Source organism: Streptomyces sp. NPDC055815, assembly GCF_053616475.1.
In genome coordinates, this window is sequence record NZ_JBSHDU010000003.1 from 173675 (window position 1) to 186574 (window position 12900).

The following is a 12900-nucleotide window of genomic DNA, read 5'->3' on the forward strand; positions in this document are numbered from 1 at the left end:
CTTTCGGTCTCAGGTGAGGAAGGTCTTGAGTTCGTGCACGAGCTTGTCGATGTGGCCGGAGATCACCGGGGTGCCGAGGGCCTTGAACCGCTCCCGGAACCAGGGGTTGACCTCCTGTCGTCCGGAGCTGGTCACCGAGCCCACGGGGATGAAGCGCACCCCGGAGCGGTGGACCTCCTCGATGCCCTCGAACAGGGGCTGTGAGCGGCCGAACTCGTAGAAGTCGGAGATCCAGACCATGACGGTGTTCTTCGGCTCGGCGATCTTGGGCCGGGCCATGGCCATGGCCACGGGCCCGTCGTTGCCGCCGCCGAGGTTGGTGCGCAGGAGCACGTCGAACGGGTCGTGGACCCAGGGGGTGAGGTCGATCGCGCGGGTGTCGTACGCGATGAGGTGGACGTCCACCTTGGGCAGCCCGGCGAAGATCGAGGCGAGGATGGTGCAGTTGACCATCGAGTCGACCATGGAGCCGGACTGGTCCACGACGACGATCAGCCGCTGGGGCGTGGTCCTGCGGACGGTGTGCCGGTAGTAGAGGCGGTCGACGTAGAGCCGCTCCTCCTCGGGGCTCCAGTTGGTGAGGTTCTTCCAGATCGTGCGGTCGAGGTCGAGGTTCCGGAAGACCCGCTTGGGCGGCACCGAGCGGTCGAGCTCGCCGACGGTGGCCTTCTCGACCTGGGTACGGAGCACCTGGGCGACCTCGTCCACGTACCGCCTGATCAGCGCCTTGGCGTTGGCCAGTGCGACGCCGGAGAGGTTGCCCTTGTCGCGCAGCAGCTGCTCGATCAGGGACATGCTGGGGGTGAGCTGTGCGGCGAGCGCGGGGTCGGCGAGGACTTCGCGCAGGTGCATGCGGTGGACGAGGTCGGCCTCGATGGCGCCGAGTTCGGTTCCGAGGCCGCCGCCGGTGAGGGCGGCTCCGGCCGCCTTTCCGCCGCGCGGTCCGCCGGGCGGGGAGCCGAGCGCGCGCTCCAGCCGGCCGGCGTCGGACTGCCAGCGGGCGAGCTGCCCGGCGGAGACGGTCCCGGAGCCGGTGGCGAAGACGTTGAGCAGCAGCTTCGAGGCGAGTGCGGCGCGCCGTACCTCGGCGGCGCGGTCGCGTGCGCCGTCCGGCTCGGGCTCCGGGGTCATCAGGCCGTCGAACTCGTCGGCGAGCTCCGGGTGGCGCTGGACCACGGAGTCCACGGAGGTGCCGGGGTCGAGCAGTGCGGACGGCAGGCCGATGTCCTCGACGACGGCGAGGCTCGCCGATTCCAGGGCGGCCTGCTCCTCGGGGTCGAAGAGCCGGGCGAGCAGCCGCCAGTAGAGGACCTGCCGCCGGTTGTCGTCGGGGTCGGGCGTGAACGTCTCGTCGGTCATGAGCGCAGCAGCCTTCCCGCTCGTTCGCGGAGGACGGCGACGGCGTCCGTGGCCGCCTTCTCCGCGCGGACTCCCGTCTTGTCGGTGGTCCCGCCGGCCCACGCGCCCGCGTGGACGGCGACGGTCTTCTTCCGGACGGTCGTCTCGACGGCCAGCGGCTGGAGGAGGAACTCCCCGGCGTCCCAGCGGAGGAGGCCCAGGCACGCGCCGGACGCGGCGATGGCCTCCGGGGTGAGCGGGCCGGCGGCCGGTCCGCGGTCGGTGTCCACGGGCAGCCGGTGGCCCGCGAGGGTGAAGGTCAGCTGCCCGTCGTCCGCGTGCTCCGTCGCGTACCCCTCCAGGAGGACGGGGACGGCGATCCGTACCGGGTGGCGGTCAAGGGGGGCCGTGACCGGGTCGGTCGCGGTGGCGAGGGCGACCCTGGCGGTGGCGAAGGGGTCGGCGGACTCCCCCGGGCGGGCGCGCTCGTCGTCCCAGACGAGGTCGCCCTCGGCGGTGACGGGCATGGCGTCGAGTTCCATGGCGAGGCCCTCGCTCACGGCGGTGAGCAGGGACATGCGGGGGCGGAGCAGCTGCCAGAGGCCGGCGCCGACGACGGTGTCCGGCTTGGGCGCGGACACCGCCGCCCGGACCAGGCGCGGGGCCGTGCCGTCGGCCGGTTCGAACACGGCGTGGACCTGTGCCTGGACGGCGGTCGCGTGTTCCTGCACGTCGACGCCGAGGGGCAGCAGGCGGCCGGTCGCGGTGGATCCGGCGGGTGTGCGGGCGGCTCCGGGCTGGGTGAGGAGCAGGGCGCGCGACCACAGGTCGGCCCAGCGGCGCACCGGGATGCGCTCCAGGGTGGCCCCGGGGCAGGATGCGGCGAGTTCGGCCGAGAAGCCGTCGAGCAGGGTGGCCTGTCGGCGGAGCGCGGGGTCGGACAGCATCGCGGAGACGACGGGCGCGGCGCCGCCGACGAGTTCGTGGTCGATGCCCTGCCAGCCGGAGCGGGCGAGGTCGCAGAGCCAGGCACGGGCGGCGGCGAGCACGTTCGGGGCGGGCTCGTCATCGCCCGTGGGCCGCGGGGGGTCGTCGGCCGTGGGGCGTCCGGTCACGTCGGCGACGCGGGACGTCAGGGCGTCGTGGACGGAGCCCATGAGGGCGGTGCGGGCGGCGGCGAGCGCGAGGAAGTGGTCCTCGCCTGCGGCGCCGGCCATGGCCTTGTCGGCGGCCTCGGCGACGAGGGAGGCGAGCGGCGTGCCGGCGAGGGCGTCGGCGAGCGCGGCGAGTCCGGCGGTCTGGGCGGGCTGGGGGCGGAGCAGTCCGGCGACGAGTGCGTCGTCGAAGGCGTCCACGGCGGCCAGCGCCTCGTCGAGTCCGTCGACGGGGTCGGCGAGCAGGTCCGTACGCATCAGGCGACCGCCCTCGTCGGCGGGAACCACTGCATCTCGGGCAGCGGCGCGGTGACCGGGTCGAGTTCGAGGTAGGCGAGGTGGCGCAGGAAGCGGCTGAACACGGGGGCGGCGGCCGAGGTGTCGCCCTGAGCGGGGCGCGTGGCGGTCATCGCCGCGACGAGGGCCTGGGCGTCGGGTTCCCGGTCGGGCGTCTCGGCCTTGAGGTAGCGGGCGACGCGCTGCGCGCCGTACTGGAGGACGGCCTCGGTGACGAGGGCACGGATGTGGTTGCAGTACGAGCCGCGCGCGCCGCCGCAGGGGCGGTTGTTGTTGGTGCTGCACGCGAACGCGTACGTCCCGGCGGCGATGGAGGACACGTACACGCGTCCTATGTCGGAGCCGCTGGACACGACGCCCTGCAGGCGTCCGTCGGCCAGTTCGACGAACGGCACCTTCGCGAGTTTCCGCGGCCGCGCGGGCGGTACCACCCGTGCCGCGCTCGACCTCTCCCAGACCGGCAACGCACTTCTCCCATGCACGTCAAAGGGGATGTTCACGCCGGAGCGGCGGAACATCGACAACGTATCCCCGCCCACTGACAACGCCTTCGGACGCCGTGGGACGGCAGGGGTGAAGCGCGGGACCGGGGCGCCGGGCCGACGGCTGGGTCCGGAAGGTGATCGAACCGGGCGGCGGACGGCAACCCCCGGACGGAAAGCCCGGGTTGTCCCCGCGACCGCTCGCGACCAGGTTAAAGAACAAGCCAAGCTCGGCCGGTTCGTTCCTGCCGGAACGTCCTCGGATCGCGGGTGCCTACAGCCCGGTGAACGCCCGTCACCACAGGTCACAAGGCACGTCGCCGCGAAGAAGGCTTCTGCGGGTGATTGTCCGACGGAGGATCAACCTCCAAACGTTCAGCACAAGTTGCTCACATCCCTCTTCTGGAGGGCTTTGATGCTCTAGATTGACCTTGCTTCACAAGCCCGGACACCAGGCGACAAATCCATCGCCTGGATGGGGTGTTCGAGTAGCGCTGCGGTACCCGGTACGTCATTCGCGGGGTGGGCGGATGGCCGGGAGAGGGAACAGCGCGGTGCGGGGGGCGGGGGCCTCCCGAGGGGAGGAACAGCGCGGGAGGCGGGGGCCTCCCGGGGGGAGGAACCGTGTGGAGCCAACACGTCGAGTCCACTGGCACCCTGGGGGGGTCCGTGCAGCAGGGGGAATTGGTCAGCCCGTTTCCATCGGCGCGCGACCGGCTGGACAGCGGGACGATCAGCCGGACGGCGAGCGACTGGGAGCAGCGGTACCGCCGTGCGGTGATCGCCAGCGACACCGTGGCCACCGCCTTCGTCGTGGCGGCGATAGGCGGCTTCTTCGGGGCCCGGCAGGCCGCCAACTGGCATGAGAGGTGGGGCATACTCGCCTTCGGCACCGAGCTGCTCGTCCTCGGCGCGCTCGCTGTGAACCGGTCCTGGGCGCCGGCCGTCCTCGGCCAGGGCGCCGAGGAGTTCCGCCGGCTGGGGCGCTCGCTGTTCACGGCGACCATCGTGCTCGCGCTCGGTGGGATCGCCCTGACCTCGCACAACATCAAGCTGTGGATCTTCGTCGCGATCCCCGCGATCGCGCTCATCACCATGACGACGCGGTATCTGCTGCGTCTCTGGCTGCACAACCAGCGCAAGGAAGGGCGGTGCCTGAGGCCGGTGCTCGCCGCCGGGAGCCCGGCCACCCTGCGCGACCTGATCTCCCGGACCCGCAAGTTCCCGCACCTCGGCTGGCGGGTGGACGCGGTGTGCACGACGGACGGTCTCGGGCCGGAAGGCGACCAGGTGGACGGCGTGCCGGTCGTCGGCCCGCTGGCGGAGGTCGCCAACCACGTCCGCCGCGACGGCTACCGCGTCGTCGCGGTCACCCCGGACCCGCACTGGTCGCCGGACCGGCTGCAGCGGCTGGCGTGGAACCTCGAGGGCAGCGAGGCCGAGATGGTCGTGGCGCCCGTACTGATGGAGGTGGCCGGTCCGCGGCTGCACATCGACGCGGTGCTCGGGATCCCGCTGCTGCGGGTCAGCATGCCGACGTTCACCGGGGGCCGCCGGGCGATCAAGGGGGTCGTCGACCGGGTGGGCGCGGCGATCCTGCTGATGCTGTTCGCGCCGCTGATGCTGATCGTCGGACTCCTCGTCCTGGCGGACAGCCGGGGCGGGGCGCTGTACAGCCAGCGCAGGGTCGGCAAGGACGGCCGCGAGTTCACCATTCTCAAGTTCCGCACGATGGTCGTCGGGGCCGATCGGGCACGTGCCGCGCTGGCCGACCGCAACGAGGGCGCCGGGCTGCTGTTCAAGCTCCGCCGGGATCCGCGGGTGACCCGGGTGGGGGCGGTGCTGCGCCGGTACTCGCTCGACGAGCTCCCGCAGCTGTTCAACGTGCTCACCGGATCGATGTCGCTCGTCGGGCCGCGGCCTCCGCTGCCGGAGGAGTGCGCCGCGTACGGCCCGGACGTCCGGCGGCGGCTGCTCGTCAAGCCCGGCCTGACCGGCCTGTGGCAGATCAGCGGACGCAGCGACCTGTCGTGGGAGGAGGCGGTGCGCCTCGACCTGCGGTACGTGGAGGACTGGTCGCTCGCCCTGGACACGGTGATCCTGTGGAAGACGCTGCGTGCGGTGCTGTACGGGCAGGGGGCCTACTGATGCGCGGGGACCGTCGGGCGGCCGGCACGTGGACCGCAGGCCGGGAGGGCCTGCTTGGGGGGAGGAACGGGTCATGAGAGTCAGCGTTTTCGGGCTCGGCTACGTGGGCTGCGTGTCGGCCGCGTGCCTGGCCAGCTTGGGCCACGAGGTCATCGGGGTGGACGTCAACCAGGTGAAGGTCGACCTGGTCAACGACGGCAAGGCCCCGGTGGTCGAGGAGCGGATCGGTGAGCTGATCGCCGAGGTCGTGCGGACCGGTGCGCTGCGCGCCACCGCCGACGTCCGCGAGGCGGTCGAGGCCAGCGACGTGTCGCTGGTCTGTGTGGGCACGCCGTCGGAGCCCAACGGCAGCCTGTGCACCACCTATCTGGAGCGGGTCACCGAGGAGATCGGTGCCGCGGTGGCCGAGCGGGGCGGCCGGCACACCGTGGTCTTCCGCAGCACCATGCTCCCGGGCACCTGTCTGAACCTGCTGGTTCCGATCCTGGAGAAGTACGTCGGCGGCACTGCCGGGGTGGACGTCGGGGTCGCGGTCAACCCGGAGTTCCTGCGCGAGGGCACGAGCGTGCGGGACTTCTTCGACCCGCCGAAGACCGTCATCGGCGAGCTCGACCCGGCGAGCGGCGACGTGGTGGCGGCGCTGTACGAGGGACTGCCCGGCGAGGTGTTCCGGGTGCCGGTCCCGACGGCCGAGGCGATCAAGTACGCGGACAACGCGTTCCACGGCCTCAAGATCGGCTTCGCCAACGAGCTGGGCGCGGTGTGCCAGGCGCTCGGGGTGGACTCGCACCAGGTGATCGACGTGTTCCTCGCCGACCGCAAGCTGAACATCAGCCCCGCCTATCTGCGGCCCGGCTTCGCCTTCGGCGGCTCCTGCCTGCCCAAGGACCTGCGCAGCCTGGTCCACGCGGCGCAGCGGGCCGACGTCTCGGTGCCGATCCTCTCCCACGTGCTGCCGTCCAACGCCGACCACCTGCAGCGCGCCGTGGAGCTGGTCGAGCGGACCGGCAAGCGGCGGGTGGGCATCTTCGGGCTCTCCTTCAAGCCCGGCACCGACGACCTCCGCGAGAGCCCGCTCGTCGAGCTGGCGGAGCGGCTCTTCGGCAAGGGGTACGAGCTGCGGATCTACGACCCCAACGTGAACCTCTCCCGGCTGCTCGGCGCGAACCGCGAGTACATCGAGACCCGGCTGCCGCACCTCGCGCAGCTGCTCGCCGAGTCCGTCGACGAGGTCCTCGACCATGCCGAGGTGTGCCTCGTCGGGACCAGGGATCCGGATGTCCTCGCGGCGCTGCCGCACGGCGAGAGCCCGGTGATCGTCGACCTCATCCACGTTCCCGACGCCGAGGCGCGCCGGGCCGAACCGGGGTACGTGGGCCTTGCTTGGTGAGAAGACCGGTGGTGCCGGGCCCGCCCGGCGCGCGCTGATCCTGGTGGAGAACCTGTCGGTGCCGTTCGACCGGCGGGTCTGGCAGGAGTGCACGACGCTGCGCGACGCGGGCTGGGAGGTGCACGTCATCTGCCCGCGCGGCGAGAAGCGGGACACGGAGCCGGAGGCGGTGATCGACGGGGTGCGGATCCACCGCTATCCGCTGCGGGCGGCCACCGGTGGGCCGGCCGGCTATCTGCGGGAGTACGGCACGGCGTTGTGGCACACGGCGCGGCTGGCCCGCAGGGTCGGCCCGGTCGACGTGGTCCACGCCTGCAACCCGCCGGACCTGCTGTTCCTGCCCGCCCTGTGGCTGAAGCGGCAGGGGGCGCGGTTCGTCTTCGACCAGCACGACCTGGTGCCCGAGCTGTACCTGTCCCGGTTCGACCGCGGCAAGGACCTGCTCTACCGCGGGGTGTGCGCGCTGGAGCGGGCGACCTACCGGGCCTCGGACGTCGTGCTCGCCACGAACGAGAGCTACCGGGACGTCGCGGTGCGCCGCGGCGGCCGGCGGCCCGAGGACGTGTTCGTGGTGCGCAGCGCGCCCGACGTCGACCGGTTCCACCCGGTGCCGGCGGAGCCGGAGCTGAAGCGCGGCAAGCCCCATCTGCTGTGCTACCTGGGGGTCATGGGCCCGCAGGACGGCGTCGACTACGCCTTGCGGGCGCTCGCGAAGCTCCGCGACGAGCAGGGGCGTACCGACTGGCACGCGGTGTTCGTCGGCGCGGGTGACGCCTTCGACGCGATGGTCGAGCTGTCCCGGCGGCTGGGGCTCTCGGATCAGGTGCAGTTCACCGGGCGCATACCGGACGCCGATCTGGCGCGCTATCTGTCCACCGCGGACGTGTGCCTCTCCCCCGACCCGCGCAATCCGCTCAACGACGTGTCGACCATGAACAAGGTCCTGGAGTACATGGTGATGGGCCGGCCGATCGTCTCGTTCGACCTCCGGGAGGCGCGCGTCTCCGCCGGTGAGGCCGCCGTGTACGCGCCCGCCAACGACGAGGCGGAGTTCGCGAGACTCATCGGGCTGCTCCTCGACGATCCGGAGGAGCGGGAGCGGATGGGCAAGATCGGCCAGGAGCGGATCGGCGGGCCGCTCTCCTGGCGGAACTCCCAGCAGTCGCTGCTCGCCGCCTACGAAGCCGCCTGTCGTGACCGCGCGCCGCTGTCGGCGGGCGGCCGGGACCGGGGACGGAAGAGGCCGCGTCGTTGAGCGATGACACGATACGTCTGGTCACGGTCGGGCGGATTCTCCGTCGGCGTGGGCGGTTCCTCATCATCCTCGCGGTGGTGGGCGCCCTCGTCGGCTACGGCACGTCTCTGCTGCTTCCGCCGCGCTACACGACCTCGGCCTCGGTGCTGCTTCCGGGGTCGTGGGAGGAGCGTGAGCTGCTGACGCAGACGCAGGTCGCGACCAGTTCGGTGGTGGTCGACCGCGTGGCCGGCGCGCTCGGCTGGGCCGGGGTCGACGGCCGTGAGCTGAAGGAGCGGGTGACCGCCGAGGCCGCCGACGGGAACATCATCAAGATCTCGGGGACGGCCGACACCCCGGAGCGCGCCCAGCAGCTCTCCGACCAGGTGGCCCGGCAGTTCGTCGCGTTCGCCTCGAACATCGTGGGCGACAGCAGCGACCCCGAGGCGGCGGCGCGGACGGAGGCCCTGCGGAAGACGGTGGCGCAGACCAACCGCCGTATCACCGAGCTGGCCGACGAGGCGGGTCCGGGGCGGTCCGTGGAGAGCGTGCAGACCCGCACGGAGCTCGCGAAGCTGCGGACCTCGCTGCAGGAGGCCATCGACAAGCTGGACCAGGCGGGTCCGGCGACCAGCAAGGCCGGCATGGTCGTCATGGGGTCGGCGGCCCGGCCGACCGGTGAGGCGCCGCCGACGAGGACGCAGCTCGTCGCCGCCGGGGCGGCGCTGTTCTTCCTGGTCGCGTTCCTCGGTCATCTCGCCGCCGCGCGGATGAGCCGCCGGCTGCGCACCGAACCGGAGATCGCCGCGGCGCTGGGCTCGGCGCTCCTCGGCACCGTCGACGTGCCGGGCGATCGGTTCACGCACCGGCCGGAGGCCCGCGGTCCGCGGACCTGGTTCCGCCGGCTCCTCGGCGTCGACGCCCGGTGGGACGTTCCGGCCCCGCGGACGTCCGGCGACGAGGCCAGCCGGCAGATCCGCTACCGGCGGTTGTACGCGCGCCTCCAGGACCGGGTTCCGGCTCCCGGGCGGCTCCTCGTCGTCGTTCCGGAGGGTGACGGGATCGCCCGCCGGGCCGCCGCGCAGCTCGTCGCCGCGGCCGGGGGCGATCTGACGCTGCGGGTGGTGGAGGTCTCGGTGTCCCGGCCGATGGTGCCGGACCGGGACAAGGAGTCCGGTGCCCTGGTCGTGCTCAGCGTGGGCAGCTGGACCGCGGGCGAGCTCGCCGGCATCGCCGAGGCGTGTGCCGACGCCCGGCACGAGCTCGTCGGCGTCGTCCTCGCCGGCCCCGTCCGGGCCCCTTCGGCACGGTCCGCCGGTCGTTCCCGGCCCACCGGGACGCCGGCATTCGTGATGGCCAACGACACGACGGAAGGTTCAGGGTGACGACGAGTACGACTTCGGAGTCGTCGGCCGCCGCTCCACTGCTCGACCTGCACGTGCTGGTGGTGGCGGTGCGCAGACGGCGCCGTCTCTGGGGCTCCCTGGCGCTGATCGGACTGCTCCTCGGGGCCGCTTCGGCGATCCTGCTGCCGCCGCGGCCGACCGCGGTGGTCAAGCTGCTCGTCGCGCATCAGGCGGACCAGCCGAGCGACCCGGGAACGCTGATCCGTACCGATGTCGAGCTGCTGCGCACCACGCGGATCGCCAGTCAGGCCTTGAAGTCCCTCGGGTCCCCGGTGAAACCGGAGGACTTCATGAAGGAGTACGAGGGCGCCGGGCTGACCAACAACGTGCTGCAGATCAGCGCGACGGGTGACAGCGACCGCGAGGCGGTGGCCCGCGCCGGGGCGCTGGCCGACGCGTTCCTCGCGGACCATCTGAGCCGGATCCAGGAGACCGCGGACGCCGAGGCCAAGGCGCTGCTCGACCAGCGTGACCGCATGCGGGACGAGCTCGCGCAGGTCAACAAGGCGATCGCGGACGGCTCTTCGGACAGCGGGTCCAACAAGTCGGCCGACTCGGAGTCGCTCTTCGCCCGCCGGGCCGAGCTCACCTCGCGGATCGCCGACTTCGACCAGCGGGCCGCGGAGGCGCGCATCGGCACGCCCCATCTCATCGCCGGTACGCAGATCGTGGACGCCCCGCGCGCGGTGCGGCACTCGCTGGCCAAGACCGCCGGCGTCAACGGGGTGATCGGGCTCGCGCTCGGGCTCGCGCTCGGTCTCGCGGTGGCCGCGGTCGGCTCGGTGGTGGCGGACCGCCCCGTGCTGCGCCGGGACATCGCGGCCAACCTCGGCGCCTCGATCGTCGCGGAGCTGCCCCGACGGCCGGCCCGCTGGTGGGGGCGCCGACGGAACCGGGCGGCACGGGCCCGGCTGACCACGTCCCTGGCCCGCACCCTGCGCGGCTCGGCGGAGCCGATGTCGCTGCTCGAACTGGGCTGCGCGCGGAGTACGGGCGAGATCGCCCTGGAGCTCGGCCGGGCGCTGACGGCGGAGGGGCCGATGGTCGTCGTCGACGGTCTGCCCGGCACGGAGCTCGGCGACCACCGGTCGGCGCCGGGCGATCCCGTCGTCGTCAGCAGTGAGCGTGCCGCGGCCGGTGCGCATCAGGAGCGCCGGCTCGGCGTCGGCTCGGTGGCGCCCGGCACGGCCTGGACCGACCTGCGGTACCTCGGGACGCGGACGGTGCTCGTCGTGCGCGCCGGGCACGGCAGCGCGGCCTGGCTGCACACGGTGGCGCGGCAGCTGGCGGAGCAGCGGATCGCGGTGATCGGTGTGGTGCTGATCGACCCCGACGCGCGGGACCGGACCGACGGCACGCTGTGGGACGGGCCGGGGACGGCGCTGCGCGGAAGGAACGAGCCGCAGGCCCGGCAGAACGGGGCGGGCCGGTGGCGGACGGAGCGGGTGCCGATGTGGGCCGGACGGGTCCCGGACGACGACCAGGAGGTGCGGTAGCCCATGTGCGGCATCGCAGGAAGTTACCGATGGCCGGACGGGAAGGCCGTGACCGACCGGCTCACCGACACCCTCGCCCACCGCGGCCCGGACGGCGCGGGCCGGTACAGCCACCCCGTGGGTGACGGCGAAGTCCACCTCGGGCACCGGCGGTTGGCGATCGTCGACCTGTCGGAGACCGGCGCCCAGCCGATGGTCTCGGGGGGCCTCGTCCTGACGTACAACGGCGAGCTGTACAACGCGCCCGAGCTGCGGGCCGAACTGGCCGCCGCCGGGGTGCGGTTCCGCGGTACGTCGGACACCGAGGTGCTCCTGGAGGCCTGGCGGCGCTGGGGCACGGACTGCCTGCCCCGGCTGCGCGGCATGTTCGCGTTCGGGGTCTTCGACGAGCGGACCGGTGAGCTGGTGCTGGCCCGCGACCAGCTCGGCATCAAGCCGCTGTTCCTGCTGCGGCGCGGTGAGGGCCTGGTGTTCGCGTCCGAGCTGAAGGCGCTCGCCGCCGTCACCGGCGGGAAGCCGGAGGTGGACCACGGGGCCCTGGTGGCCTCGCTCCTCTACTACTGGGTGCCGGACTCGCGGTGCGCGCTGCGCGAGGCGGAGAAGCTGCCGCCGGGGAGCTGGCTCCGCTTGCGGCCCGACGGCCGGGTGGACCGCGGCCGGTTCTGGAGCCTGAAGGACGTCGCCGCCGAGGGCCGGGAGCGGGCCAGGTCCGGCGAGCTGCCGGACATCGCCGCCGTCGTCGAGGAGTCGACCCGGCGCCATCTGCTCGCCGACGTCCCGGTGGCGACCTTCCTCTCGGGCGGCCTCGACTCCAGCTATCTGACCGCGCTGGCCGCCCGGGAGCAGCCGGGGATCTCCGCCTACACGATCGGTTTCCGTGCCGAGGACGCCAGGTTCGAGGCGATGCCGGACGACCTGCGCTACGCCCGGCAGGTGGCGGAGCGGTTCGGCGTCGACCTGCACGAGATCGAGATCGCTCCCGATGTGCTCGATCTGCTGCCGCGGATGACGTACCACCTGGACGAGCCGATCGGTGATCCCGCCGCGATCAACACGTTCCTGATCTGTTCGGCCGCCCGGGAGGCCGGGGTCAAGGTGATGCTGTCGGGGATGGGCGCCGACGAGCTGTTCGCCGGCTACCGCAAGCACCTGGCCAACCTGATCGCCCTGCGCTACCAGCGCGTCCCGCGGCCCCTGCGGCGCGGCGTGGCCGGTGTCGTGGACAGGCTGCCGGTCGCCTCGGCCCGCCGGGGGTACCGGTCGGTGCGTTTCGCGAAGAGGTTCCTCTCCTTCGCCGACCTGCCGGAGGAGACCGCGTTCCGGCGCAGCTACACGATGTACGACCAGGAGGAGCTGCTCGCCCTGGTCGATCCGGATCTGGCCGGGACGGTCGACGACGTGCTGACCGAGCACGCGGACGTCTACGGGGACAACGACCTCGACGACTTCGTGAACCGGATGTGCCTGGGTGACGCCCGGATGTTCCTGCCGGGCCTGAACCTCGCCTATACGGACCGGTCGAGCATGGCCGCGTCGACCGAGGTGCGGGTGCCGTACGTGGACGTCGAGGTGGTGAAGGCGGCGTTCGCCGTGCCCGGCGATCGGAAGATCGTCGGCCGGCAGGGCAAGGCCGTCCTCAAGGAGGCGGCCACCTCGATCCTGCCGCGGGAGATCGTGTACCGGCCGAAGGGCCTGTTCAGCGCCCCGCTGCGGGCCTGGATGAGCCGGGATCTGGCGCCGCTGGTCCGCGAGGTGGTGAACGACGGCGTGCTGGTCAGCTCCGGCTTCCTGCGCCGTGACGCGCTGGCGCGCATGGTCGCCGAGGACGCCGCCGGGCAGCGGGACTTCTCCAAGCATCTGTGGCATGTGCTGACCCTCGAGTACTGGTATCGCGGCATGGCCTCCGGGGCCGGCCTGGACGCTCGCCAGACGGCGTAGAAACAAGGGGACTTCTG

The 12900-nt window shown here is 72.6% G+C and carries 9 protein-coding genes; 6 read left to right on the top strand and 3 right to left on the bottom strand.

All coding sequences use genetic code 11. The features are described 5' to 3' along the window. Positions 1-9 precede the first annotated feature (9 nt). The 3 genes from ACWGN5_RS03930 to ACWGN5_RS03940 are packed head-to-tail and all read right to left on the bottom strand — an operon-like array spanning position 10 to position 3253. Positions 10-1359, bottom strand: a complete 1350-nt coding sequence (locus tag ACWGN5_RS03930; RefSeq protein WP_453511045.1) for a VWA domain-containing protein — start codon at positions 1357-1359, stop codon at positions 10-12. Continuing rightward, complete coding sequence (locus tag ACWGN5_RS03935; RefSeq protein WP_453511047.1) at positions 1356-2780, bottom strand: hypothetical protein; 1425 nt, start codon at positions 2778-2780, stop codon at positions 1356-1358. The genes ACWGN5_RS03930 and ACWGN5_RS03935 overlap by 4 nt, the downstream gene beginning before the upstream one ends. Then, the gene (locus ACWGN5_RS03940; RefSeq protein ID WP_453511048.1) at positions 2750-3253 is read right to left on the bottom strand and encodes a hypothetical protein; all 504 of its coding nucleotides are present in this window, start codon (positions 3251-3253) and stop codon (positions 2750-2752) included. Before ACWGN5_RS03940 ends, ACWGN5_RS03935 begins: the two co-directional genes overlap by 31 nt. A 687-nt stretch (positions 3254-3940) precedes the next feature. On the opposite strand from ACWGN5_RS03940, the gene ACWGN5_RS03945 reads away from it, so the two are divergent. The 6 genes from ACWGN5_RS03945 to asnB all read left to right on the top strand — a co-directional run bounded on the left by ACWGN5_RS03945 (position 3941) and on the right by asnB (position 12883). After that, positions 3941-5419, top strand: coding sequence for a sugar transferase (locus ACWGN5_RS03945; protein ID WP_453511049.1), 1479 nt, complete (start codon positions 3941-3943; stop codon positions 5417-5419). A gap of 73 nt (positions 5420-5492) precedes the next feature. Beyond that, a complete protein-coding gene (locus ACWGN5_RS03950; protein ID WP_453511051.1) occupies positions 5493-6809 on the top strand; it encodes a nucleotide sugar dehydrogenase in 1317 nt (438 codons plus the stop codon). Further along, complete coding sequence (locus ACWGN5_RS03955; protein WP_453511053.1) at positions 6799-8064, top strand: glycosyltransferase family 4 protein; 1266 nt, start codon at positions 6799-6801, stop codon at positions 8062-8064. The genes ACWGN5_RS03950 and ACWGN5_RS03955 overlap by 11 nt, the downstream gene beginning before the upstream one ends. Then, positions 8061-9428, top strand: a complete 1368-nt coding sequence (locus ACWGN5_RS03960) for a Wzz/FepE/Etk N-terminal domain-containing protein (protein WP_453511054.1) — start codon at positions 8061-8063, stop codon at positions 9426-9428. The genes ACWGN5_RS03955 and ACWGN5_RS03960 overlap by 4 nt, the downstream gene beginning before the upstream one ends. Further along, positions 9425-10945, top strand: a complete 1521-nt coding sequence (locus ACWGN5_RS03965) for a Wzz/FepE/Etk N-terminal domain-containing protein (RefSeq protein ID WP_453511055.1) — start codon at positions 9425-9427, stop codon at positions 10943-10945. The genes ACWGN5_RS03960 and ACWGN5_RS03965 overlap by 4 nt, the downstream gene beginning before the upstream one ends. Positions 10946-10948: 3 nt before the next feature. Next, positions 10949-12883 (top strand): asparagine synthase (glutamine-hydrolyzing), encoded by a 1935-nt coding sequence (gene asnB / locus ACWGN5_RS03970; protein WP_453511056.1) that lies wholly within the window; start codon positions 10949-10951, stop codon positions 12881-12883. Positions 12884-12900 lie beyond the last annotated feature (17 nt).